Source organism: Brevundimonas nasdae (assembly GCF_016654005.1).
Classification (GTDB): domain Bacteria; phylum Pseudomonadota; class Alphaproteobacteria; order Caulobacterales; family Caulobacteraceae; genus Brevundimonas; species Brevundimonas nasdae.
On the sequence record NZ_JAEPWN010000002.1, the window covers coordinates 80,812 to 104,260 of the forward strand.

Sequence of the window (23,449 nt, forward strand, 5' to 3'; positions counted from 1 at the left end):
CTGATGTGGTATTAAAATACCCGACATTTCAGCGTCTAAATGAACCCTCAAGCGCTTAGAGACGCGGGCCCGAAATGAAGATGCGGGCCTGTGCCCGCAGCACCAGCCACAGGTTCGCTGTCGCCACACCCAGCACCACAGCGGCGCCGCCCTGGTGCAGCACGCCCAGCCAGACGGGCACGGCGTTCATCAATGTGGCGATGCCCAGCAGGGCCTGCAGCCAGATCACGCCCGCCAGGGTGAACGCCGCCAGCCCCATGCCCTCGGCGACGCGCCAGCGCCATGCCTGGAAGGCGTAGATGGTCGCCACGATCAGCAGCGCATAGGCCACGACGCGGTGATTGAACTGGGTCAGGGCCTGATCATGCAGGAAGGCGCCCGCGCCCTGGCTCCAGTCGGCAGGCGGCAGGATCGCGCCGTTCATCAGCGGCCAGTCGGTGTAGACCAGCCCGGCGTGACCGCCGGCCACCAGGGCGCCCAGCAGGCACTGCACGAAGACCAGGCCGAGCAGGACCACAGCCCCCCTCGCCCATCCCGCAGGCGGACGCCCGTGATCCTCGCCGTTCCAGGCCTCAAGCCCGGTCCAGATCAGGGCGGCGAACAGAACGAAGGCCAGACCCAGGTGGGTCGCCAGACGCTCTGGCGCGACACTGACCCGTTCCGACAGGCCGCTGGACACCATCCACCAGCCGATCAGGCCCTGCAGTCCGCCCAGTCCCAAAAGGACCACGCAGCGCCAGATCAGACGATCCGGCATGGCCCAACGGCGGAACACCGAACGCGACGGGAACAGGCGGCACACCAGGAAAAAGACCAGCGGCAGGGCGAAGACGACACCGATCAGGCGCCCGATCAACCGATGCAGCCATTCCCACCAGAAGATGCCCTGAAACTCACCCAAGCTCATGCCCGCATTGATCTGGGCGTACTGGGGGATCTGCTTGTACTTCTCGAAGGCGTCGGCCCATTGGGCGTCGGTGATCGGCGGGATGGCGCCCATGATGGGCTTCCACTCCGTGATCGACAGGCCAGAGCCGGTCAGCCGGGTGATCCCGCCGATGACCACCATCAGAAAGACGATGGCCGCGCTCGCAAACAGCCAGATGGCGACGGCCTGATTACGATCTGTATTTCCGAAACGGTTCATTCGACGCCCGACACTGACCCGGATATGCTGTCGCGCTTGACCGTGACCAAATCGCGACCGTGGCGGTATGCCCGCCCCGGCCGCAGAGCGCGAGTCGGAATAGACATACGGCGTCGTTCGGACACGGCGGCGATAAGGAGATCAGGGTGCAATACGCCGAAATCGTCGCCGCCGTTCTGGGCGGACTAGCACTGGCCTGGATCGCCGACCTGGCGACGGGGCGCCGCGGCCTTGGCGCCACCGTGCTGGTGTCTGGCGTGGGCCTGGCCTGCGGCTGGTTCCTGGCCGTGCGGGTCTTCGGCGTCAGCACGATGACGGAGTGGCTGTGGACCCTGTGGGCCCTGATCGGCTCGGCCTTCTGCCTGGTCGCCTTCTTCCTGTTCCGGAGCAAGCGCTGATGCCGCCGCGCGCGCGTCGATTCGTCGCCGCCATCGCAGTGCTGGCTTTTCTGGCTTTCTGGGTCTGGGGCCTGATCGCTCTGCGCGGCATGCTGCCTGCGTCGCAGTGGATCGACTTCCTGTTCTTCGGCGTCGGGGGCACCGTCTGGGGCCTGCCGCTGATTCCGCTGCTGAAATGGGCAGAGCGGGGCTGACCTCAGCCCAGATACGGCGATGGGGCCGTCCGTAAGGACGACCCCACCATCATCATTCTATTTTTCAAGAATGGTCGGAGCGACAGGATTCGAACCTGCGACCCCTTGACCCCCAGTCAAGTGCGCTACCAGGCTGCGCCACGCTCCGAAGGCGCTCCCTATAGACAAGGGTTTCGTCAGCCGCAAACCCTAAAAGCAGGTTTTCCACCTAGGTTGAAAGAACGGCGTCCAATCGACGCTTCGCCTGCTCCAGATCTTCAAGCACAGCTTGAAGACGGGGTGTTTCATGCGGGTTGAAATAGTTGCGTTCGTCGTGCACGACGGAGGCGGCGTCGGCGCCCAGAAGCTTCTGAAGCCCCTGATCTTTATGCAAACGCTGCACGCCGCGAATCGTCAGACCTTCGTCATGCAGCAGACGTTTGACCGCCTTCAGGACCGCAATGTCCTGGGCGCGATAGAAACGCCGCCCGCCCGCACGTTTCAACGGCGCGACGAATGTGAACTTGGTCTCCCAAAAGCGCAGCACATGCTGCGGCGTCCCGACCTCTTCGGCCGCCTCGGAAATCGTCCGAAAGGCGTCGGCGCTTTTGGCCACCCTTAGTCCTCGACGACGGCGTCGTGGACCCGGCTCTTCATGATCTGGGAGGCGCGGAAGCTGATGACGCGGCGGGGGCTGATGGCCGCTGGTTCGCCGGTCTTGGGGTTGCGCCCCATCCGAGCGCGCTTTTCACGAACCTGGAAGACGCCAAAGCCCGAAAGCTTCACCGTATCGCCGTGTTCCAAAGATTCGACGATCAGCTCCAGAGTTCGCTCGACAAGTGACGAGCATTCCTGGCGCGAAAGTCCCACCTCATCATGAACCGCTTCGCACAAATCCGCGCGGGTGAGCGTTTCCTGGCCTGTCATACTCGGCTCCCAGTCGTTCTAAGGGCCACATATGTTAGGCAAAATCTCTGGAAATCAATGGGCCTCAGGCGACTTACAGCCGCAGAGCGCAGGCGCCCCAGGTCAGGCCGCCGCCCATGGCTTCCAGAAGCACGAGATCGCCCTTCTTGATTCGTCCGTCCTGGATGGCCGCGTCGAGGGCCAGAGGGATCGAAGCCGCCGAGGTGTTGGCGTGCATGGCGACGGTTGAGATCACCTTTTCCTCGTCCAGGCCCAGTCGGTCGCCGACGCCCTTGATGATGCGCTGGTTGGCCTGGTGGGGCACGAACCAATCCACGTCAGAGACCTGGATGTCGGACGCGGCGCAGGCGGCTGTGATGGCTTCCGAGATATTGACCACGGCGTGACGGAAGACCTGATTGCCCGCCATACGCAGATGGCCGACCGTGCCGGTCGAACCGGGGCCGCCGTCCACATAGAGCAGATCGGTCTTGGTCCCGTCAGCGCGCAGGGCGAACCCGAGCATGCCCTGATCCTGGGACGTTCCCTGCCCTTCGCGCGGCTCCAGCACCACGGCGCCTGCGCCGTCGCCGAACAGCACGCAGGTGGTGCGGTCCTCCCAATCCATCAGGCGGGTCATTTCTTCGGCCCCGATGACCAGGGCGCATTTCGACAGGCCGCGCGCGACGAAGCCGTCCGCGACGCTGAGCGCATAAACAAAGCCTGAGCAGACCGCCTGAACGTCGAAGGCGATGCCAACGCCCGCGCCCAGCTTGCGCTGAACGATGGCGGCGACGGCGGGGAAGGTCATGTCCGGCGTCGTCGTGGCGACGATGATCAGATCGACGTCGGCCGCCTGCTTGCCTGCGTCCGTCAGAGCCTTTCGGGCCGCCTCGACCGCCAGATCGCTGGTCGGTTGATCGTCGCGGGCCTTGTGGCGCTGCTTGATGCCGGTGCGTTCCTGGATCCATTCGTCGGACGTGTCGACGAACTTTGCCAGGTCGGCGTTGGTGACGATCTGTTCCGGCAGATAGGAGCCGACGCCGGTGACGGCGCTGCGGGTGACGCTCACTGAAGGGGTTCTCCGGCAGGGGCGGACGTGGGGCTGGAGTGGTCGAACACCGTGTCCAGCTTGCCCAGATTGGCGCCCACCTTGGTCATATAGTCGCTACGGGCCAGATCGACAGCAATGCGGATGGCGTTGCCGAAGCCCTTGGCGTCTGCGCCGCCGTGGCTCTTCACGACAATGCCGTTCAGGCCCAGCAGAGGCCCGCCGTTGATAGCGCTGGGATCGATCTTCTGGCGCATCTGCTTCAGGGCGGGCATGGCGATCACTGCGCCCAGTTTGGATTGCAGGTTGGAGGTCAGGGCCTCACGCAGCAGGGCCGATATGTAACGCGCTGTTCCTTCGGCGGTCTTCAGGGCGATATTGCCGGTGAAGCCGTCGGTGACGACCACGTCCACCGTGCCCTTGGCGATGTCGTCGCCCTCGACAAAGCCGAAATAATTCAGGTCGAACGGGCCGTCGCGCAGGATGGCGTGCGCCTCGCGGACCTGTTCATTGCCCTTCATTTCCTCTGAACCCACGTTCAGAAGGCCAATGGTTGGGCGGGCGATGCCGCGGACCGCGGCCTGGAAGGCCTCGCCCATGATGGCGAACTCGACCAGTTGTTCGGCGTCGCTGCCGATATTGGCGCCCACGTCCAGAACCGCCGTATGACCCTTGAAGGTCGGCCAGCTGGCGACGATGGCCGGGCGTTCCAGGCCCGGCGCCTGCATGCGCAGGATCAGCTTGGAAATCGCCATCAGGGCGCCGGTGTTGCCGGCTGAGACAACGCCGCCCGCCTCGCCCGACTTCACGGATTCGATGGCGTTCCACAGACTGGACCCCTTGCCGCGGCGCATGGCCTGGGCAGGCTTCTCGTCCATGGCCACGACCTTTTCGGTGTGCCGGATTTCGCAGATGTCGCCTGACAGGGCGTATTTGGTCAGCTCAGCCGTGATCTTCGCCTCGTCGCCATGCAGCAGGAAGCGAACCCCCTCCCCGCGATGGGCGCGAAGGTAGCTGCGGATGCCGGGCACGATGACGGAGGGGCCGTGATCGCCGCCCATGGCGTCAAGCGAGATCGTAACTGGGGCTGGCAAATGGACCTCTTATTGTCGCGTCGTCTTGTCGCGCGACACTTATAGGGTTGCGCAAGAACGATAGCGTGAAGTCGGGGGATGCAACCAGCCAGCCCCTACGTCAACCTCAGCCTTGATCGTCTTGTGATTTAAGCGCCTTCAGCGCGGCGAAAGGCGAGATCTCCTTGGGCTCTTCCGGCTGCACGAATTCGGCCCCCGGCTTGCGCGGGAACGGGTCCAGCGACAGGACCAGCTGTTCAACGGCGTACTGGCCCAGGTCGATCTTGCCGTCCTCGATCAGGTCGGCGTCTTCCTCGTCCAGGGTGACTTCGATTTCGTCGGTTTCCAGCGGCGCGGCCTCGACCAACTGGATCGAGAATCGCCGATCCACGTCCACCGGCAGCGGCTCCAGCGTCAGGCCGCAGGTCTGGACGGCGTGGGCGGTGACCCGGCCCTTCAGGGTCCATTCGCTGGTCGAGGGTGTGGGGGTGACGCTGATGTCCGTCACGAAATCCTCAAGCCCCTGCAGGTCCAGGGCGCGGGCGATTCGCTTGCGCGCGTCCGCATCCGGCTCCAGCGTGCGGCTGAGACCCGCGCCGATCTGATTGACCCGCACCGTTTCGCTATAAGGCAGAGCTGCGCTCATCTCTTAAACTTCCGACCAGGCTGGCCGCGCCAGCACATCATTGAATTTCTGCGTCGCCAGAGCGGCGCGCGTCGTCAGGGCGTAACGCGCCAGATCGGGCGCGTGTTCAGCCTCAGCCTCGGCATAGACATTGCGCGCCAGGGCCTCGACCAGTCCGCCCTCATCCGCATCGCGCAATGGCTTTTCATAGGCGGCCATGCGGCCATACAGGGCCTCGCCCAGTTTGCGCATCTTCTTGCCCACTGCGACGTCGCCCACGCCCTCTTCGCGCAGGGCGTGATCCAGCGCCGAGACATAGACGTCGAACAGGGCCTGCGCCGTATCCTGGCCCTGCGGCGTGTTTTCATCGCGCAGGCGCAGAACCAGCAAAAGAACGTGAAGCGTGTAAAGTTCGAATCGCGCGTCGATCCGGTCAGCTACGCCCAACCGCGTGTAAAACCCCACATTCCGGGCCTGATTGACCGCCAGGGCGTAGAGTTCGTCGCCGATCCGGGCGCCGGGACGGGGTTTGAATAGGTTTTTCAGCATGGATTCCTATGGCCCCTTTTCCGCCGCGCCGTTGAACTAGGACGCAGGTCCGTCTAGGTCAAAGACCTTGTTCTCTCGCAGGCGCCCGACCATGTCCCGTTTAGCCCCGCTTTTCGTCGCTGTTTCGCTGGCCGGTCTGTCCGCCGCCTGCGCCCCTGTGATCGGTTCCAACGGCTTCCAGGCCATCGACGCCAAGCCCCAGGACATCGTCGCCGGCACCGACACCAAGGAAACCATCCTGGCGCGCCTGGGTTCGCCCTCGACCACATCGACCTTCGAGCCGGATCAGGTCTGGTACTACATCAGCCAGACGACCGAGAAATACACCTACAACCGCCCGGTGATCTCGAACCGCACCGTGACCGAGGTGACCTTCGAAAAGGGCACGGACAAGGTGGCGGCTGTGCGCACCCTGGGTCTGAACGACGGCGAACAGATCGCCATGAACCGCAACGAGACCCCGACCCGCGGCCGCGCCCTGACGGTTCTGGAGCAGTTGCTGGGCAACGTCGGCCGTGGCCAGTTGCCGCGCACCGAAGACAATACGCCGGGCCAGCGCCGCCCCGACTGATCGGCATGGCCGACCAAGAAAAAACGCCCCGGAGATCGCTCTCCGGGGCGTTTCCAATTCAGGCTAGCTCGTCCTAGCCGATGTTGCCGCTCGCCAGCACCGCCAGCAGCAGAAGCGCCACGATGTTGGTGATCTTGATCATCGGGTTCACCGCGGGGCCAGAGGTGTCCTTGTAAGGGTCGCCGACCGTGTCGCCGGTCACCGCCGCCTTGTGGGCCTCAGAGCCCTTGCCGTGGACGACGCCGTTCTTGTCGGTGAAGCCTTCCTCGATCACCTTCTTGGCGTTGTCCCAGGCGCCGCCGCCGGACGTCATCGAGATGGCCACGAACAGGCCCGTCACGATCACCCCCATCAGCATGGCGCCCAGGGCGGCGAAGGCGTTGGCCTTGTCCGAGATGTTCAGCACCACGACGAACAGCACGATCGGCGACAGCACCGGCAGCAGGGACGGCACGATCATCTCGCGGATCGCCGCCTTGGTCAGGATGTCGACGGCCCGGCCATACTCCGGTTTGACCTGATAGGTCATGATGCCGGGGTTCTCGCGGAACTGACGACGCACCTCGGCGACGACCGCCTCGGCCGCGCGTCCGACCGCCATCATCGACATGCCGCCGAACAGGAAGGGCAGCAGACCGCCGAACAACAGGCCGACGACCACATAGGGATTGGTCAGGTCAAAGGTGATCCCGCCCATGTCGGCGAAGAACGGGTAGTCCGCCGGATTGGCCGAGAAATACTGCAGATCCGACGTATAGGCTGCAAACAGCACCAACGCCCCCAGGCCCGCCGAACCAATGGCGTATCCCTTGGTCACGGCCTTGGTGGTGTTGCCCACCGCATCCAGAGCATCGGTCGAATGACGCACTTCGCTGGGCAGGCCCGCCATTTCCGCGATTCCGCCTGCGTTGTCCGTCACCGGTCCAAAGGCGTCCAGCGCCACGATCATGCCCGCCACACCCAGCATGGTGGTGGTGGCGATGGCGATGCCGAACAGGCCCGCCAACTGGAAGCTGGCGACGATGCCGACGATGATGGTCAGGGCCGGAAGCGCCGTGGACTCCAGCGACACCGCCAGACCCTGGATCACGTTTGTGCCGTGACCCGACACGGAGGCATTGGCCACAGAACGCACCGGACGGAAGTTCGAGCCTGTATAATATTCAGTGATGACCACGATGGCCGCCGTGACGCCCAGCCCGACCATGCCGGACCAGAACAGGGCCATCGGCTGGATCTCCAGCCCGCCGACCGTCGTAATCGGCCCTGTCACCATCTGATTGATGATCCACCAGACGGCGACGATGGACAGCAGGCCCGTGACGATCAGCCCCTGATACAGGGCACCCATGATGTTCCGGGACTTGCCCAGACGAACAAAGAAACTGCCGATGATCGAGGTCACGACGCAGACGCCGCAGATCGCCAGCGGCAAGGCCATGATGACATCGACATAGGGCTGGTCGCGGAAGAAGATGGCCGCCAGCACCATGGTGGCGACCGTGGTCACCGCATAGGTCTCGAACAGGTCGGCCGCCATGCCTGCGCAGTCGCCGACGTTGTCGCCCACATTGTCCGCAATGGTCGCGGCGTTGCGGGGGTCGTCCTCGGGGATGCCCGCCTCGACCTTGCCCACCATGTCGCCGCCCACGTCGGCGCCCTTGGTGAAAATGCCGCCGCCCAGACGCGCGAAGATCGAGATCAGCGAGGCGCCGAAGCCCAGCGCCACCAGACCGTCGATCACCTCGCGGCTGGTCGAGGCCAGCCCCAGATGCTGGGTCAGGACGATGTAATAGCCCGACACCCCGATCAGGGCGCCGCCTGCCACGAACATGCCGGTGATGGCGCCCGAGCGGAACGCCAGGTTCAGCCCCTTGGCCAGGCTTTCAGAGGCGGCCTGCGCCGTACGCACATTGGCCCGCACCGAGATCAGCATCCCGGCATAGCCTGCTGCACCCGACAGGACGGCGCCGATCAGGAAACCGACCGCCGCATAGACACCGATCAGGAAATAAGCCGCGATCAGGATGACCACCCCCACCATGCCGATGGTCAGATACTGCCGCTTCAAATAGGCGGACGCCCCTTCTTGGATGGCGGCCGCAATTTCACGCATCTTGTCGGTACCGGCGCTGGCCTTCATCAGCACGCCGGTCTGGACGGCGCCATACAGCACCCCCAGAACGCCCGCCGCGAAGGCTAGCGAAAGATAGATTGTCATGAGCGTTTCCATGCCCTTGCAAAGAAGCGCGCGGCCCCTTGGCGCGGCGGGCGTTATCGCCTCTATCCGCCTTCCGGTCCCCCCGCACGCGGCAGGCGCGTCAGTGCGCCCCTTGGGATCTGCAGGGGCAGCCTGTCATGAGGATTCAAATCACGCAACGGGGGTCGGTGAAGCTTTGCCTTGGCTCAGGACGCCTGCATCCCTGAATGACGACGCGGCGTCTGGGCCACGATCTCGACCCGCGTGATCGAGCCGGGGCCGCTTATGCTGTTGGCGGCGGACACCAGAGCGGACGACAGACGCGCCTCGTCCAGTCGTGCCCAGTCGCCCGCCACGCTGAAGGGCGTGCGGTGCGCGGCCTTGACCAGGGCGTCGCGAAAATAGGCTTCCTTGGGCCGCATCTGCTCGATTGTCTTGCCGCGACCCATCTCAAGGCGCAGCGACACGAAGACATAGTTGCGCAGCCGTCCGTCAGCGATGACGGGCAAGCCCAGGCCCGCGATGCTGAGGGCCGGGCCGCTGGATCGAGACGGCTTCGGATTTGATGCGGCGGCGGGCTGTGCGACGACCGAGGTCAGTGCGAAGGTCCCTGCGGCGATGAGCGATCTGCGATCCATGCCGCGACCCTGACAGATCGACGTTAGGATTCCCTTGCCAACCTAGCCGTGCGTCCAGCCGGTGCGCGCCAGCTGGATCGGCTGGTCGTCATAGAGGACGGTCAGGCCGGCGCCCGCTGTGACCTCGCCGATCCGCGTCAGGCGCAGGAAGCGGCTTTCGGCCAGATGGCGCAGGGCTTCTTCATGCCGTGGATGGGCGGTGAAGGCGATTTCGTAGTCGTCGCCGCCGGTCGCCAGTTCCTCCAGCGACAACTGCGGATCGACCCGGTCCGCGAACCAGGCCTGGGCCGCCGTCGACAGGGGCAGGACGTTCAGGTTCATCGTCAAGCCCACGCCGCTGGCCGTGGCTATGTGGGTCAGGTCGGCCGCCAGGCCATCCGACACATCGACAGATGCGCTGGCGAAGTCGCGCACCACGTCGGCGAAATCCACGCGCGGCATCGGCATTCTGTAATGGGCGGCCAGGGCCTCGATCCGCTCAGGCTCCAGCGACAGTTCGCCCCGCGCCGCGCGCAGGCCCAGCCGTCCGTCGCCGATCTGGCCGGTGACGAAAACCAGATCCCCGACCTGCGCCCCCGCGCGCGACACAGCCCGGTCCTTGGGAACCCAGCCCAGACCCGTCAGGGAGAAGGAAGCCGGCCCCGACGTCCTGACCGTGTCGCCGCCCAACAGAAGGACGCTGAACTGCACCTGGTCCTGGGCCAGGCCCGCTGCGAACGCCTTGCGTTCTGGCCAGCCGCACCGTTCCGACCAGGCGCAGGCCAGCAGATAGCCGAACGGCTCCGCCCCCTTGGCCGCCAGATCGGACAGGTTCACCCGCAGTAGCTTCCTGGCCACGGTGTCCATCGGATCTTCGGGCAGGAAATGCACGCCCTCGACCAGCATGTCCTTGGTCAGGACCAGATCGTAACCGGGGCGTGACGGCAGCACCGCCACATCATCGGCCAGACCCCTGCCCCACTCAGGATGGGCCAGGGGCTTGAGCAGCCTGTCGATCGTCTCGAATTCCCCCGCGACGTCGAGGGCGGGCATTATTTGCGCGTGTCTTTCGCCACGCCGTCCAGCGCCGCATTGACGAAGCGGGCCTCGGAGTCGTCGAAGAAGGCCTTGGCCAGTTCGACATATTCGTCGATCACCACTTCACGCGGCGTCTCGGGATGTTTGATCAGCTCCCAGGCACCGGAGCGCAACAGGGCGCGCAGGGTCGCGTCGATCCGCTCCAGACGCCAGTTGGACGCCAGTCGGGCCTTGATGGCCGTGTCGATGTCGCGCTGGCTTTCGATCACGCCGCGCACGATGTCGCCGAAATAGGCTTCGTCAGCCTCAGCCAGGGCCTCGCCCTCGATATCGGCGTCGAAACGGAAGTTGGAGAATTCGGTGATCACCGTCTCCACGCCCTCGCCCGCCAGCTCCATCTGATAGAGGGCCTGGACGGCGGCGAGACGCGACACGGTGCGGGCGCGGCGCTGCTTGGAGCTCAGGTTCGGCTCGGCACGCTGCTTTTCGGCCTCGGCGAGTTGCTCAAGGACGGCTTTTACGCTGTTCGGTTCAGTCATGCGCCGACGCCTACGCGCAACCGCTTCTTCAATGCAATGAGGTCGAGGCAAGCTTTTGCCGCGCCGCCGCCCTTATCCCCTTCTGAAAGCCGGGCGCGAGACCAGGCCTGGTCCTCGTCCTCGGTCGTCAGGATGCCGTTGCCGATGGCCACGCCCTTGACGCCCAGCGCCATGATGCCCGCCGCCGACTGATCCGAGACGATCTCGAAATGATAGGTTTCGCCGCGGATCACCGTGCCCAGGGCGACATAGCCGTCATAGCGGGGCGCGGTCGGGAAACGACCGGCTTCTTCGGCCATGGCGATGGCGGGCGGCACTTCCAGCGCGCCCGGCACGGTGATGACGTCGAAATCGACGCCGCGCGCCTTCAGGGTTTCCTTGGCGCCTTCCAGCAGGGCGTCGGCCAGGTCGTCGTAGAAACGCGCCTCAACAATCAGAATACGGGGTGCGTCGGTCACGACTTGTCTTCTCCATTCATGTCGCGCCAGCCGACGATGCGCAGGCCGTAGCCCTCCAGCGCCGTCGGTTCAGGTCGCGTCGAACTCATAACGATCATATCGCGCACGCCCAGATCCAGCAGGATCTGCGCCCCGACGCCATAGGCGCGCAGCGAGCGGTCCACCGCCGTCGGCTTGTCCGCTCCGGCCAGCCGCTCGGCCAGTGAGTTCAGCGAGGGGTCGCGCAGGAAGACGACCACGCCGGGGCCGTCATGTTCGGTGATCTGTTTCAGGGCGTTGGGCACATAGTCCTGACGCGCCTCGACATGGCCCAGCAGGTCGCAGGCGAAGTCCACCTGATGCATCCGCACCAGCGTGGGCTTGTTGGGATCAATCCGCCCGTGGACCAGGGCGACGTGCTCGGCGCCCTCGATGGTGTTCTTGTACAGCATCAGGCGGAACGGGCCGCCATGGACGCTTTCGAACGGCGTATCCATGACGCGTTCGACGAACCGCTCGGTGCGGCGGCGATAGGCGATCAGGTCGGCGATGGTGCCGATCTTCAGGCCGTGCAACTGGGCGAAGGAGATCAGGTCCGGCATCCGGGCCATCTCGCCGTCGTCCTTTATGATCTCGCAGATCACGCCAGCAGGGATCAGTCCCGCCATGCGGCTGATGTCGACGGCGGCCTCGGTGTGGCCTGCTCGGACCAGCACGCCGCCGTCCCGCGCCACCAGCGGGAAGATGTGGCCCGGCGACACGATGTCGTCGACGCTGCTGGTCGGGTCGCTGGCCACATGAATGGTGCGGGCGCGGTCCGCGGCGGAAATGCCGGTCGTGACGCCTTCCTTGGCCTCGATCGAGACGGTGAAGGCGGTCTTCATGCTTTCACGGTTGTCGGCGGCCATCGGCGGCAGGCGCAGTTGGCGCGCCCGGTCGGCGGTTATGGCCAGACAGACCAGGCCGCGCGCCTGGCGGATCATGAAGTTGATCTGATCCGGCGTCGCGAACTGGGCGGGGATGATGATGTCCCCCTCGTTCTCGCGATCCTCGGCGTCCACCAGGATGTAGGGACGGCCGTTGCGGGCGTCCTCCAGAATGTCCTCGATGGGGCTGATCGGGCTGTCGTTCATGTTCGCGGCCAATTGCATTAAGCCGTCTCCTGCCACCGCGCGAGGTATCGCGCCAGCATGTCGATTTCGAGATTGACCGGATCACCGGCCTGCAGCCGCCCCAGCGTCGTCGCATCCCACGTATGCGGAATGATGTTCAGCGAGAAAATCAGATCCGCGACGCTGTTGACCGTCAGGGACACGCCATCAACCGTGATCGAGCCCTTGGCGGCGATATAGCGGTGCAGCGGCGCGGGCGCCTTGACCTCGATCCGGTGCGAGCCGCCCTCCGGCGTGATCGAGACGATCCGGCCCAGGCCGTCGACATGGCCTGAGACGACGTGGCCGCCCATTTCGTCGCCCAGACGGGCCGCGCGTTCCAGATTGACGCCGTCGCCGGCCTTCCAGGCGCCCAGCGTCGTCTTGGACAGGGTTTCGCCCGACACCTCGACCGCGAACCAGCCGGGGCCCTTCTCGACGACCGTCAGGCAGCAGCCCGCATGGCTGATCGAGGCGCCCAGGTCGATGCCGTCCGTGTCCCAGACCGTTTCGATCTCATAGCGGCGGTCGCGATTGGTCTCGCGAACGTCGCGAACCCGCCCGATGTCGGTGACGATGCCGGTGAACATTTACGCACGATCCCCTTCGGGGCCAAAAAACATAGTCTGAATAGTCTGAATCGTCTGAAATCGAGGGCGGCGGGCCTCACGCCCGCACGTAGCGTTCCCACAGATCGTCGCCGACGGGCTCGACGCCCAGACGCCGGAACTTGGGGGCGTCCGCCAGGTTTGCAAGCGCAAGCGTGGCGATACAGGGCCTGCCCTCGCCGCCCAGCAGGATCGGCGCGCGGAACCATTCCAGGCGATCGACCGCGTCGGCGCGCAGAAACGACGCCGCCACCTGCCCCCCTCCCTCGATCAGAAGCGAGGCGACGCCCGCATCGGACAGGGCCGTAAGCACGGCGGAAATGGCCAGGCGGCCCTCCTCCATCGCGATCAGGCGCACTCTGGCCCGGCCGACGGCGCGGGGTTCCGCCGCCGTCAGGATGAGGGTGTTCTCGCCCGCGAGCCGAGCGGTCGGCGGCGTGCGCAGGCGGCTGTCCAGAACCACGCGCAACGGCTGATCGACAGTGCGACCCGGCAGGCGCGCGGTCAGTTCGGGATCATCCTTCAGAACCGTCTCGACGCCCACCAGTATGGCGTCATGGGCGGCGCGCAGGCGGTGGCCCTCCAGACGTGCGTCCTCGCCCGTGATCCACTGGCTTTCGCCGGACGCCGTTGCGATGCGCCCGTCCAGAGACGTCGCCAGTTTCAGAGTGATCCGGGGCCGCATCAGGCCTTGCCGGTCGGTTCGTCAAACCCCTCGTCGCCCAGGAATTTGGCGAAGTCGCCGGTGTGGCGGAAGTCCTTGTAAACCGAGGCGTAGCGGACATAGGCGACCTCATCGACGCCCTTCAGCGCCTTCATGATGAAGTCGCCGACCGTGCTGGACGGGATTTCCGTCTCGCCCAGGCTTTCCAGCTGACGCACGATCCGGTTGACCAGCTGCTCGACCTGATCCGGCTGGACCGGGCGTTTGCGCAAGGCCACGCCCAGCGACCGTTCCAGCTTGTCACGCTCGAACGGCGTGCGCCGTCCGTTGCGCTTCAGGATCACCAGCTCACGCAGCTGCACCCGCTCGAAGGTGGTGAAGCGCCCGTTGCAGGCCGGGCAGGACCGACGGCGTCGGATGGCCGAGCCGTCGTCCGACGGCCGGCTGTCCTTAACCTGGGTGTCCTGATGACCGCAAAAGGGGCACTTCATGCGTCATCTCATCCGTAGATGGGGAAGCGGTTGGTCAGTTCGCGCACCTGGGCCGCGACGCCCGCGACCACAGCCGGATCGGCTTCGTCGCCGCCGTTCATCGACGAGACGACATCGGCGATCCAGTGACCGATCTGCTTGAACTCTTCCTCGCCGAAGCCGCGGGTCGTGCCTGCGGGCGTGCCCAGGCGAACGCCCGAGGTGACGGTGAAGGGCGCGGTGTCGAACGGCACGCCGTTCTTGTTGCAGGTCATCAGCGCCTTTTCCAGTTCGTGCTCGGTCGCCTTGCCGGTCACGCCCTTGGGACGCAGATCGACCAAGGCCAGGTGGCTGTCGGTGCCGCCCGAGACAATGGCCAGGCCGCGCTCGATCAGCACGCCGGACAGGGCCTGGGCGTTCTTGACGACCTGTTGGGCGTACAGCTTGAACTCGGGCTTCAGCGCCTCGCCGAAGGCCACGGCCTTGCCGGCGATGACGTGTTCCAACGGACCGCCCTGCAGGCCGGGGAAGACCGCCGAGTTGATCTTCTTGCCCAGGTCCACGTCGTTCGACAGGATCATGCCGCCGCGCGGGCCGCGCAGGGTCTTGTGCGTCGTCGTGGTGACGACGTGGGCGTGGGGCAGCGGATCGGGATAGGCGCCGCCCGCGATCAGGCCGGCGTAGTGGGCCATATCGACCATCAGATAGGCGCCGACGCTGTCTGCGATCTCGCGGAAGCGCTTGAAGTCGATGTGACGGCTATAGGCCGATGCGCCCGCCAGGATCAGCTTGGGCTTCTCACGCTCTGCCATTTCGGCGACGTGGTCATAGTCGATCAGATGGGTGTCTTCGCGCACCTTGTAGGTCACCGGGCGGAACCACTTGCCCGACTGGTTGGCGGGCGAACCGTGCGTCAGGTGCCCGCCGCAGGCCAGATCCATGCCCAGGAAGGTGTCGCCGGGCTGCAGCAGGGTGAAGAACACCGCCTGATTGGCTTGCGCGCCCGAATGCGGCTGGACGTTGGCGAAGGCGGCGCCGAACAGTTTCTTGGCCCGCTCACGCGCCAGATCCTCGGTGATGTCCACGAACTCGCAGCCGCCGTAGTAGCGACGACCGGGATAGCCCTCGGCGTATTTGTTCGTCAGCACGGACCCTTGCGCATCCAGCACCGCCTGCGAGACGATGTTCTCGGATGCGATCAGCTCGATCTGCTCGCGCTGGCGACCCAGTTCGCCCTGAATGCCCTTGAAGATGTCTGGATCGGCATCGGCGAGCGTCTTGGTGAAATAGGCGTCGTGGGTGAAGGCAGTCACGCTGAAGTCCCCGCAAATCAGAAGGTGGCCTATCTAGTCCCCAGCGCGTCTGACCACAACATCTTGTGTCGGTCGCCTCAGGAAAGCCCTCCGACGGCTGATGGCGGAAATCGCGTGAAGCGCTTCGCCGTGTCGTCGCCAATCGATGTGCGAACCTCCACCTTGCAAGGTCGGCAGCTTTTCCTGTCGATCAACACAGCCGGCCCCTCGAACAACGACCGATCCCCATCGGGAAGATACTGCTGAACACGGACAGATGACCCCATTTCAATGACCTCAAAGCCTAGATCAGATCGGAAATGGCGGTCGGGATGGCTCTCCAAGGCCGATTTGGCGGCCTCGACATAGTCGCATCGCTTGACTTCTGGCCCTGTGCAGCCCGGGGCGGCGTGGTCTGCGCCCACCAGCAGCACAAGACCGCCGATAACAGCGAACAGAGAAAATGCTCCAAAACCAAGGACCGCCGGAGCATCCGGTTGCAACATGACTTCTCGCCGCCCCTCAGGGATCCTCGACGCTTGGGATCGCCGGGATGAGAACAACCTCACTCATTAATCCTGTCAATCCATGATTGCTTAGGCTTGACTATTCTACCCCGAGATCCTCTCTGGTTGTCGCGAGTAGATTTCTGATGAAGTTCCTCCGCCCCTCAGCCCTGATCCTTGGTATGGCGACGATGGCCTCGACCGGCAGCGTCCAGGCCCAGAGCGGCGCCGACAGATGGCGCGTCACCGTCAGCCCCTACGTCTGGGCGACCTCGCTGGATGGAAATGTCACGCTGGCGGGGCGCTATGCGCCGGTTGATGTGCCCTTCTCCGACGCCTTCGAGCATCTGGAAGCGGCAGTCATGGGCGATGTCGAGGTCCGCAAAGGCCGCTGGGGCGGATTTGTCGACTATCAATACGCCCGAACCCATGAGGGCGTTTCGCTTGCGGGCTTGCCCGCCGAACTGGGCACGCGCGCGACGACGGTGTCAGGCGGGCTGCTGTACCGACTTGTCGATGTTCCCCTGAGCGGACGTACGACCTTCGGCGATCAACGCAGCTTCCGTGTCGAGCCGATTGCGGGCGCGCGCTGGAGCAAGCTAAGGGCCGAACTGGACACGCCGCTGGGCGCCACGAGCAAGGGCGCGGACTGGACCGATCTGTTGCTGGGCCTGCGTGTCGAGGCCGACGCGACCGAACACTGGACCCTGCGCGGCCAGGTTGACGCCGGCGGGCTGGGCGACAGCGACCGTCGCAGCCGGTCATGGCAGGTTCTGGCATCATACCGCACCCCGGCGGCAGGCGGCGCCGTTTCGTTCAATCTGGGCTACCGCCTGCTTGAGCAGAACTATCAGCAGGATGATTTCACAGGCCGGAACTTCAACTGGAACGTGTCGCGCCACGGCCCGGTCATGGGCCTGTCGCTGACCTACTGACTTCCCACCCAAGGAGACGACATGCGTATTGGAATGAAGAAGGGCGTCGCCGCCCTGACCGCCGCCTTCATGCTCGCGGTTCCAGCGGCGGAAGCCTGCACTCGCCTTGTCTATCATGGCCATGAAGGCACGGTGATCACGGCGCGGTCCATGGACTGGAAGGACGAAATCCTGACCAACCTCTGGATCTTCCCGCGCGGCCTGGCGCGGGATGGCGCAGGCGGTCCGAACTCGCTGAAATGGACGTCGAAATACGGCAGCGTCATCGCCAGCGGCTATGATGTCTCGACCGTGGACGGGGTGAACGAAGTCGGTCTGGCCGCCAATGTCCTGTGGCTGGTGGAGTCCGAATATCCGACCTATGACCCGAACAAGCCCGCCCTGAGCATCGCCGCCTGGGCCCAGTATGTGCTGGACAACTACGCCACCGTCGCCGAGGCGGTGGACGCCCTGAAGGATGAGCCCTTCGTCCTGATCACCGACAATGTGCCCGGCCAGCAGCGGCTGACCACCCTGCACCTGTCCCTGTCGGACGCCAGCGGCGACAGCGCCATCTTCGAATACATCGACGGCAAGCTGGTCGTGCATCACAGCCGCGACTATCAGGTGATGACCAACTCGCCCACCTTCGATCAGCAGCTGGCCCTGAACAGCTATTGGCAGGAGATCGGCGGCACGGTCTTCCTGCCCGGGACCAATCGCGCGGCGGACCGCTTCGCCCGCGCCTCCTTCTACGTCAACGCCGTGCCCAAGTTCGAAGACCCGAACCTGGCGCTGGCCAGCGTGTTCAGCGTGATCCGCAATGCGTCCGTGCCCTTCGGCATCTCGACGCCGGATCAACCCAACATCTCTTCGACCCGCTGGCGCACCGTCGTGGACCACAAGCGCAAGCTCTACTTCTTCGAATCCGCCCTGACGCCCAACACATTCTGGGTGGATCTGAAAAAGATCGACTTCTCACCGCGCGCGCGGGTCAAGCGGCTGGTGCTGGGCGAGAACCAGATCAACACCCATGCGGGCGACGCCACCGCCAGCTTCAGCGACGCCGCGCCCTTCCCCTTCCTGGGACCGCAATAAGGACTGCTCGCCTGTCGGCCGCTGAACGCCCGTTCGGCGGCCGACACTGCGGTGTCAGGCAGGCAGGTCCAACGCCCGCCTCAGCTTGGCGATCGCCACGCGTTCGACAGCTTTCGGCTCACGCACAGGCCCCACGGCGCTGACCTCGCGGCCAGTGGCGACGTGGATGGCGGAGCATTTGACGTAGGGGCCGTTGCGGGTGAACTCGACGATCACCTCGCCCAGTCCTGAGCGGGGGTCATCGGTGGCCACGCTTGAACCTCAGGCCGCGACGGGGCGGCGCGCCACGTTGCAGTGGGCGAACAGCTTGTCCATCGCCTGGACCAGATGATCCATCATGGCGTCGGTGTGGTTCGGCGAAGGGGTGAAGCGCAGGCGCTCGGTCCCCTTGGGCACGGTCGGATAGTTGATCGGCTGAACATAGACGCCGTATTCGTCCAGCAGCATGTCCGAGATCATCTTGCAGTGGACCGGATCGCCGACGTGCACCGGCACGATGTGGCTCTCGCTCTCCATCACCGGGATGCCGGCGGCGGCGAAACGCGCCTTCAGGGTGGCGGCCCGCTCCTGATGCTGCGTGCGCAGTTCAGGGTGGACCTTCAGGTGGCGCACCGAGGCCAGCGCACCCGCCGTCAAAGCAGGCGGAAGCGAGGTCGTGAAGATGAAGCCCGAGGCCCAGCTGCGCACCGCGTCGATGATGACTGCATCACCGGCGATATAGCCGCCCATGACGCCGACGGCCTTGCCCAGGGTGCATTCGATGATGTCGATCCGGTCCAGCACGCCGTCGCGTTCCGCCACGCCTGCGCCGGTTTCGCCGTACAGGCCGACCGCATGGACCTCGTCCAGATAGGTCATGGCGCCGTATTTTTCGGCCAGGGCGATCGTGCCCGCCAGATCGGCGATGTCGCCGTCCATCGAATAGACGCTCTCGAAGGCGATCAGCTTGGGCGCATCCGCAGGGGCTGCGGCCAGCAGGCTTTCCAGATGCTCCAGATCATTGTGCCTGAACACATGACGCGGTCCGCCGCCGTGGCGGATGCCCTCGATCATCGAGGCATGGTTCAGCGCATCGGAGAAGATGATCAGGCCGGGCAAGATCTTCTGCAGGGTCGACAGCGTCGCCTCGTTGCCGACATAGCCCGAGGTGAACAGCAGCGCCGCTTCCTTCTGGTGCCAGCTGGCCAGCTCGGATTCCAGATCAACGGCCGAGCGCGTGGTGCCCGAGATGTTGCGCGTGCCGCCAGCGCCCGCACCGACCGCATCGATCTCTTCGTGCATCGCGTCCAGAACGACGGGGTGCTGGCCCATGCCGAGGTAGTCGTTCGAGCACCAGATCACGACATCCTGTTCGGACCCGTCCACGCGGCGGCGCACGGCCTGTGGGAACTGTCCACGGACACGTTTCAGGTCGGCGAAGACGCGGTAGCGCCCCTCGCTGCGGACCTGCTCTACGGAGCTCTTAAAGGCGGCCTTATAGTCGAACAAACTACGCGTTCTTTCGCTTATGGCGACGTATTGGCGTTATTTGCTCCACCCCTGACGGCTTGTCCATGTCCCCGACATGGACAAAACGCCCAAACCCTTAATTGATAACGGTTCTCACAACAGGGTCGTGATCAGCCTGGCTTGCGGAAGCGATAGACGAACTGGTCGGTCTTGCCCCGGATGGCGGCGTCGAAGACGTTCAGGCTGTGGTCGTCGGCGGGATTGGCCACGACCTTGCTCTCGCCCTCGAAAACAAAGCCCGCCGCCTCGACTTCACGCCTCAGATAGTCGCCTTCGATCCGGTGCAAGGTGCCGACGACCGAAATCCCCGTCCCCGGCCCCGCCTGATGGTCGATGACGACATATCGCCCGCCCGGCTTCAGCGCTGCAAACACCGCCCCATTCATGCGGGCCACATCGGTGTTGAAGCTGGGGATATGGAAGTCGTGGTATTCCTGGCTCATGAAGATCAGGTCCAGCGGCTCGGCATAGGTCATCGAGTCCAGCAGACCGTTGACCCGCGTAATGTTCGGATAGGCTGCGGCCAGCGCGTCCGCCGTGGGGTTCTCACGCTCCGCCGTCCGGTTCGGGACGAAGGCGTAGATCCGCCCCGTCGGCCCCACCACGTCCGAGAACAGGCGGCTGAAATAGCCTGCGCCCGGGCGGATGTCGGCGATCTTGTCCCCCGGCGCGACCTGGGCGAAGGCCAGAATATCCGCCGGATGGCGCAGCGGGTCGCGGGCGACCTCTTCCGTCGGCCGCTTCGGATCGGCGACCGCCTCGGCGTACAGGTCGGCGTAGGACGAAGGCTGGGCGGACGCCGTATTGGTCACGACCGTCTTCTGGCCGCCGCTGGACGACACGATGATGCAGCCGGACAAGCCCGCCGCCAGAGCCAGAACCGCCGCGCCCGCCGCCAACCGCTTGATCATCGCCATCTCCATGAGTTGCAGCGATAGGCCCGCATTTCCGTTCTCCGTGCAAGCGGCGTCTGCGTCGAACACGATCCGACACATGACGGGATTTGCGCCGCGACGCCCACGGCGCTAGTCCCGCGTCAGGTTTCCAAGGTTCCGGTCCATGCTTCCCTATCAGCCCGCCCCCTTCCCGCTCGCCCGCCCGCGCCGCCTGCGCGCCAGTCCGTGGGTGCGCCGTCTGGTCGCCGAGACGACCCTGACGCCTGCGGATCTGATCTGGCCGCTGATCGTCCATGACGGCGCCGAGGACCGTCAGCCGGTCGCCTCCATGCCCGGCGTCTTCCGCCTGTCGCCCAGGGAGGCCGCCAAGGCCGCCGTCGAGGCGCGCGATCTGGGCATTCCGCTGATCGCCCTGTTCCCCAATGTCGATGGCGCGATCAAGGATGCGGTCGGCACGGGCGCGACCGACCCGGACGGCCTGATCCCTGACTGCATCAAGGCCATCAAGGACGCCGCCCCCGAGATCGGCGTCATGACCGACGTGGCGCTGGACTGCTACACCGACCACGGCCACGACGGGGTGATGGAGGGCGACCGCATCGCCAACGACGCCTCGCTGGATCGTCTGGCCGAGCAGGCCTTCATCCACGCCCACGCCGGCGCCGATGTCGTCGCGCCTTCGGACATGATGGACGGCCGTATTCAGGCGGTGCGTGAGGCGCTGGAGGCCAACGGGTTCCAGGACACCATGATCCTGTCCTACGCCGCCAAGTTCGCCTCGGCCTTCTACGGCCCGTACCGCGACGCCGTCGGCTCGTCCAAGATGCTGACGGGCGACAAGAAGACCTATCAGATGGATTACGCCAACTCGGACGAGGCGCTGAAGGAGGTGGCGATGGACCTTTCGGAAGGCGCCGACGCCGTCATGGTCAAGCCGGGAATGCCCTATCTGGACATCGTGCGCCGCGTCTCCGAGACCTTCCGCGTGCCGACCTTCGCCTATCAGGTGTCCGGCGAGTACGCGATGATGCAGGCCTCCATCGCCAACGGCTGGCTGGACGAGGATCGCGCCATTCTGGAGACCCTGCACGGGTTCAAGCGCGCGGGCAGCGCGGGGGTCCTGACCTATTTCGCGCCCAAGGCGGCGCGGCTGCTGGGCGCATAGCTTGCTGGAGACGGCGGCGGGTCATAGGGTGACCTCATGCTGAGACGCACCCTGATCGGTCTGACCGCCGCCCTGCTGTGGCCCGCGCTGGCCCTGGCGCAGGAGACCGCCCCTGCGCCCCTGCCCCGTGTCGTGCTGGAGACGACCGCAGGCCGCATCGTGATCGAGGTCAACGACCGCGCCGCGCCGATCACCGGGGCCAACTTCCTGGCCTATGTGGATCAGCACCGCTTCGATGGAGCCAGCTTCTATCGCGCCATGAAGTCCGGGCCCGAAAACGGGCTGGTGCAGGGTGGTGCGAACAATGACCCGGCCCGCCTGCTGGCGCCCATCGCCCACGAGCCGACGACCGAGACGGGCCTCAGCCATGTGGACGGCGCCGTTTCGATGGCGCGTTACGACCCCGGCACGGCGACCGGCGACTTCTTCATCTCGGTCGGCGCCACGCCCTCCTACGACGCCGGGCGGCCCTTTTCGATCGACGCCTATGGCTTCGCCGTCTTCGGCAAGGTGGTCGAGGGCATGGACGTGGCCCGCGCCATGCTGAACGCCCCCACCTCTCCGACCGAGGGGGAAGGCTTCATGCGCGGCCAGATGCTGGAGCCGCGCATCACCATCGTCTCAGCCAAACGCGAAACCGCGCCCTAAACGAACATTCTGTTCAAACCATCAGACCTGTGGGGGCCGAAGGCTTTCCCAGACACCTATGGCCATCAGGACGATGGTTGTTGCGATGCTGAGGGTCAGGGGCGTCGTCCACGGGACCACCAGCCAGCCAGTCGCCAGCACCGCGCAGCCGACCAGCCGCGTCCAGTTGACGTGGCGCCAGATCGCCCAGCCCGCAACCGCCGTTCCCAGAAGGAACAGGATCGGCCCGCCCAGCAGCGTCAGGGCTGTGGCCATTGAGACATGACCGCTGGGATGCGCCAGCACCAGTTCATCGCTGACCGCCACGACGATGATCCCGGCGATGACCAGAATGGGCGAATAGGTATAGGCCCGTCGCGCCACACGTCCGGGATCAGAGGCGTGCATGATGGCTTCGGACGCAGATTCGTGCGCCTGGCTGAAGAACAGCCGCCACATGGCGACGGTCGACAGAATGGCCGAGATGAAGGCGGCCCAGACCTTGGCCGACGACCAGTCCAGTTCCCCGAAAGTCGCGCCGGACACCAGCAGGGTCTCGCCCAGACAGATGATGACGAACAGGCCGACGCGTTCGGCCATATGCCCGCCTTCGATGGTCCAGTCCTCGGTGCGGGAACGCCCCAGAACGGGCACGAAGAAATACAGGGCCGGAGACGCATATTCGACCGCCAGCGCCGCCAGCCAGAACCAGAGGCGCTGTTCGGGCGCGGCCAGACCGCCCGCGATCCACAGAACGGCCGATGCCGTCAGCCAGATCAGAATACGGACGGCGTTACGCCTCAGGCCCTCGTCCGCACGCATCGCCCAGACCATGAAGGCGGTGCGGCCCACCTGTATGCCGACGAAGGCGAGTGCGAACGAAAGCCCCGTCTCCTGGAAGGCGTGCGGCAGCGAGGCCGACATCACCAGCCCGATCCCCATCAGGACGAACAGCGCGGCCTGCACCGGCACAGTCTCGGGATCGAGCCAGTTGGTCATCCATGAGGTGAAGATCCAGGCCCACCACACGGCGGCCAGCAGCATCGCCGCCTGAACGGCGCCGAGCGGCGTCAGATGCGCCAGCAGTCCGTGGCTGACCTGGGTGATGGCGAAGACGAAGACCAGGTCGAAGAACAGCTCGACAAAGCCCACACGGGCATGTTCGCCCTTCACCCGTTTTCGCAACAACGACGCCATGCTCGCTCTCCCGCTTTGGAGAGCAAGG

Annotated in this window: 29 protein-coding genes and 1 tRNA gene; 7 read left to right on the forward strand and 23 right to left on the reverse strand. The window is 65.2% G+C overall.

From position 1 onward, the window contains the following. Positions 1 to 55 precede the first annotated feature (55 nt). Positions 56 to 1,147 (reverse strand): COX15/CtaA family protein, encoded by a 1,092-nt coding sequence (locus tag JKF87_RS03650; RefSeq protein WP_201097393.1) that lies wholly within the window; start codon positions 1,145 to 1,147, stop codon positions 56 to 58. A gap of 146 nt (positions 1,148 to 1,293) precedes the next feature. Here JKF87_RS03650 and JKF87_RS03655 point away from each other — a divergent pair, with 146 nt between their 5' ends. Both JKF87_RS03655 and JKF87_RS03660 read left to right on the forward strand, forming a co-directional pair. After that, positions 1,294 to 1,545: a transglycosylase gene (locus tag JKF87_RS03655; RefSeq protein WP_201097394.1), complete on the forward strand. Its 252-nt coding sequence runs from the start codon at positions 1,294 to 1,296 to the stop codon at positions 1,543 to 1,545. Then, positions 1,545 to 1,739: a DUF2842 domain-containing protein gene (locus tag JKF87_RS03660; RefSeq protein ID WP_201097396.1), complete on the forward strand. Its 195-nt coding sequence runs from the start codon at positions 1,545 to 1,547 to the stop codon at positions 1,737 to 1,739. Before JKF87_RS03655 ends, JKF87_RS03660 begins: the two co-directional genes overlap by 1 nt. Before the next feature lie 71 nt (positions 1,740 to 1,810). Here the strand turns inward: JKF87_RS03660 and JKF87_RS03665 are convergent. The 7 genes from JKF87_RS03665 to JKF87_RS03695 all read right to left on the reverse strand — a co-directional run bounded on the left by JKF87_RS03665 (position 1,811) and on the right by JKF87_RS03695 (position 5,922). Beyond that, positions 1,811 to 1,887 (reverse strand) — tRNA-Pro (locus JKF87_RS03665). Positions 1,888 to 1,947: 60 nt separating this feature from the next. Next, positions 1,948 to 2,334: a MerR family transcriptional regulator gene (locus JKF87_RS03670; RefSeq protein ID WP_201097399.1), complete on the reverse strand. Its 387-nt coding sequence runs from the start codon at positions 2,332 to 2,334 to the stop codon at positions 1,948 to 1,950. Between the two features lie 2 nt (positions 2,335 to 2,336). After that, the gene (locus JKF87_RS03675) at positions 2,337 to 2,645 is read right to left on the reverse strand and encodes an integration host factor subunit alpha (RefSeq protein WP_201097402.1); all 309 of its coding nucleotides are present in this window, start codon (positions 2,643 to 2,645) and stop codon (positions 2,337 to 2,339) included. A 73-nt stretch (positions 2,646 to 2,718) separates the two neighbouring features. Beyond that, on the reverse strand, positions 2,719 to 3,696 hold the full coding sequence (locus JKF87_RS03680) for a beta-ketoacyl-ACP synthase III (protein ID WP_201097404.1): 978 nt from the start codon (positions 3,694 to 3,696) through the stop codon (positions 2,719 to 2,721). After that, the gene (plsX, locus tag JKF87_RS03685) at positions 3,693 to 4,769 is read right to left on the reverse strand and encodes a phosphate acyltransferase PlsX (RefSeq protein WP_201097406.1); all 1,077 of its coding nucleotides are present in this window, start codon (positions 4,767 to 4,769) and stop codon (positions 3,693 to 3,695) included. Before plsX ends, JKF87_RS03680 begins: the two co-directional genes overlap by 4 nt. A gap of 106 nt (positions 4,770 to 4,875) precedes the next feature. Beyond that, entirely contained in the window at positions 4,876 to 5,394 is a 519-nt protein-coding gene (locus JKF87_RS03690; protein WP_201097408.1) for a YceD family protein, read from the reverse strand. A 3-nt stretch (positions 5,395 to 5,397) separates the two neighbouring features. Beyond that, complete coding sequence (locus JKF87_RS03695; RefSeq protein ID WP_201097410.1) at positions 5,398 to 5,922, reverse strand: ubiquinol-cytochrome C chaperone family protein; 525 nt, start codon at positions 5,920 to 5,922, stop codon at positions 5,398 to 5,400. A gap of 91 nt (positions 5,923 to 6,013) precedes the next feature. Between JKF87_RS03695 and JKF87_RS03700 the strand changes: the two genes are divergently transcribed. Next, positions 6,014 to 6,493, forward strand: a complete 480-nt coding sequence (locus JKF87_RS03700) for an outer membrane protein assembly factor BamE (protein WP_201097412.1) — start codon at positions 6,014 to 6,016, stop codon at positions 6,491 to 6,493. Between the two features lie 73 nt (positions 6,494 to 6,566). Here the strand turns inward: JKF87_RS03700 and JKF87_RS03705 are convergent, their stop codons facing one another. From JKF87_RS03705 to JKF87_RS03755, 11 genes are all read right to left on the reverse strand, one after another. Further along, positions 6,567 to 8,714 carry a sodium-translocating pyrophosphatase gene (locus JKF87_RS03705; protein ID WP_201097414.1) on the reverse strand — a complete coding sequence of 716 codons (2,148 nt, stop codon included), beginning with the start codon at positions 8,712 to 8,714 and terminating at the stop codon, positions 6,567 to 6,569. A gap of 185 nt (positions 8,715 to 8,899) precedes the next feature. Next, complete coding sequence (locus JKF87_RS03710; RefSeq protein WP_201097417.1) at positions 8,900 to 9,331, reverse strand: hypothetical protein; 432 nt, start codon at positions 9,329 to 9,331, stop codon at positions 8,900 to 8,902. Positions 9,332 to 9,373: 42 nt separating this feature from the next. Further along, positions 9,374 to 10,363, reverse strand: coding sequence for a thiamine-phosphate kinase (gene thiL, locus JKF87_RS03715; RefSeq protein ID WP_201097419.1), 990 nt, complete (start codon positions 10,361 to 10,363; stop codon positions 9,374 to 9,376). Next, positions 10,363 to 10,887: a transcription antitermination factor NusB gene (gene nusB, locus JKF87_RS03720; protein WP_201097423.1), complete on the reverse strand. Its 525-nt coding sequence runs from the start codon at positions 10,885 to 10,887 to the stop codon at positions 10,363 to 10,365. The genes thiL and nusB overlap by 1 nt, the downstream gene beginning before the upstream one ends. Further along, the gene (gene ribH, locus JKF87_RS03725) at positions 10,884 to 11,345 is read right to left on the reverse strand and encodes a 6,7-dimethyl-8-ribityllumazine synthase (RefSeq protein ID WP_201097425.1); all 462 of its coding nucleotides are present in this window, start codon (positions 11,343 to 11,345) and stop codon (positions 10,884 to 10,886) included. Before ribH ends, nusB begins: the two co-directional genes overlap by 4 nt. After that, entirely contained in the window at positions 11,342 to 12,475 is a 1,134-nt protein-coding gene (gene ribB / locus JKF87_RS03730) for a 3,4-dihydroxy-2-butanone-4-phosphate synthase (protein ID WP_201097428.1), read from the reverse strand. Before ribB ends, ribH begins: the two co-directional genes overlap by 4 nt. Beyond that, complete coding sequence (locus JKF87_RS03735) at positions 12,475 to 13,065, reverse strand: riboflavin synthase (protein WP_201097431.1); 591 nt, start codon at positions 13,063 to 13,065, stop codon at positions 12,475 to 12,477. Before JKF87_RS03735 ends, ribB begins: the two co-directional genes overlap by 1 nt. 76 nt (positions 13,066 to 13,141) lie before the next feature. After that, the gene (ribD, locus tag JKF87_RS03740; RefSeq protein WP_201097432.1) at positions 13,142 to 13,768 is read right to left on the reverse strand and encodes a bifunctional diaminohydroxyphosphoribosylaminopyrimidine deaminase/5-amino-6-(5-phosphoribosylamino)uracil reductase RibD; all 627 of its coding nucleotides are present in this window, start codon (positions 13,766 to 13,768) and stop codon (positions 13,142 to 13,144) included. After that, positions 13,768 to 14,238: a transcriptional regulator NrdR gene (gene nrdR, locus JKF87_RS03745; protein ID WP_201097434.1), complete on the reverse strand. Its 471-nt coding sequence runs from the start codon at positions 14,236 to 14,238 to the stop codon at positions 13,768 to 13,770. The genes ribD and nrdR overlap by 1 nt, the downstream gene beginning before the upstream one ends. An 8-nt stretch (positions 14,239 to 14,246) precedes the next feature. Continuing rightward, positions 14,247 to 15,530 carry a serine hydroxymethyltransferase gene (gene glyA, locus JKF87_RS03750; RefSeq protein ID WP_201097436.1) on the reverse strand — a complete coding sequence of 428 codons (1,284 nt, stop codon included), beginning with the start codon at positions 15,528 to 15,530 and terminating at the stop codon, positions 14,247 to 14,249. A 77-nt stretch (positions 15,531 to 15,607) separates the two neighbouring features. After that, positions 15,608 to 16,015: a hypothetical protein gene (locus tag JKF87_RS03755; RefSeq protein ID WP_201097438.1), complete on the reverse strand. Its 408-nt coding sequence runs from the start codon at positions 16,013 to 16,015 to the stop codon at positions 15,608 to 15,610. A gap of 146 nt (positions 16,016 to 16,161) precedes the next feature. On the opposite strand from JKF87_RS03755, the gene JKF87_RS03760 reads away from it, so the two are divergent. Then, on the forward strand, positions 16,162 to 16,950 hold the full coding sequence (locus JKF87_RS03760) for a hypothetical protein (RefSeq protein ID WP_201097440.1): 789 nt from the start codon (positions 16,162 to 16,164) through the stop codon (positions 16,948 to 16,950). Positions 16,951 to 16,971: 21 nt separating this feature from the next. Beyond that, positions 16,972 to 18,027, forward strand: a complete 1,056-nt coding sequence (locus JKF87_RS03765; protein ID WP_236261106.1) for a linear amide C-N hydrolase — start codon at positions 16,972 to 16,974, stop codon at positions 18,025 to 18,027. A gap of 54 nt (positions 18,028 to 18,081) precedes the next feature. Here the strand turns inward: JKF87_RS03765 and JKF87_RS03770 are convergent, their stop codons facing one another. The 3 genes from JKF87_RS03770 to JKF87_RS03780 form a co-directional block, all read right to left on the reverse strand. Further along, the gene (locus JKF87_RS03770; RefSeq protein WP_201098221.1) at positions 18,082 to 18,279 is read right to left on the reverse strand and encodes a DUF6898 family protein; all 198 of its coding nucleotides are present in this window, start codon (positions 18,277 to 18,279) and stop codon (positions 18,082 to 18,084) included. Positions 18,280 to 18,288: 9 nt separating this feature from the next. Then, the gene (gene hemA, locus JKF87_RS03775; RefSeq protein WP_201097443.1) at positions 18,289 to 19,515 is read right to left on the reverse strand and encodes a 5-aminolevulinate synthase; all 1,227 of its coding nucleotides are present in this window, start codon (positions 19,513 to 19,515) and stop codon (positions 18,289 to 18,291) included. Positions 19,516 to 19,646: 131 nt separating this feature from the next. After that, a complete protein-coding gene (locus JKF87_RS03780; protein ID WP_201097445.1) occupies positions 19,647 to 20,447 on the reverse strand; it encodes a class I SAM-dependent methyltransferase in 801 nt (266 codons plus the stop codon). 148 nt (positions 20,448 to 20,595) lie between these two features. On the opposite strand from JKF87_RS03780, the gene hemB reads away from it, so the two are divergent. Further along, a complete protein-coding gene (gene hemB / locus JKF87_RS03785) occupies positions 20,596 to 21,597 on the forward strand; it encodes a porphobilinogen synthase (protein WP_201097447.1) in 1,002 nt (333 codons plus the stop codon). A gap of 36 nt (positions 21,598 to 21,633) precedes the next feature. Then, positions 21,634 to 22,245: a peptidylprolyl isomerase gene (locus tag JKF87_RS03790; protein ID WP_201097449.1), complete on the forward strand. Its 612-nt coding sequence runs from the start codon at positions 21,634 to 21,636 to the stop codon at positions 22,243 to 22,245. 21 nt (positions 22,246 to 22,266) lie between these two features. Here JKF87_RS03790 and JKF87_RS03795 read toward each other — a convergent pair whose 3' ends face one another. Beyond that, positions 22,267 to 23,421 (reverse strand): low temperature requirement protein A, encoded by a 1,155-nt coding sequence (locus JKF87_RS03795; protein WP_201097451.1) that lies wholly within the window; start codon positions 23,419 to 23,421, stop codon positions 22,267 to 22,269. Positions 23,422 to 23,449 lie beyond the last annotated feature (28 nt).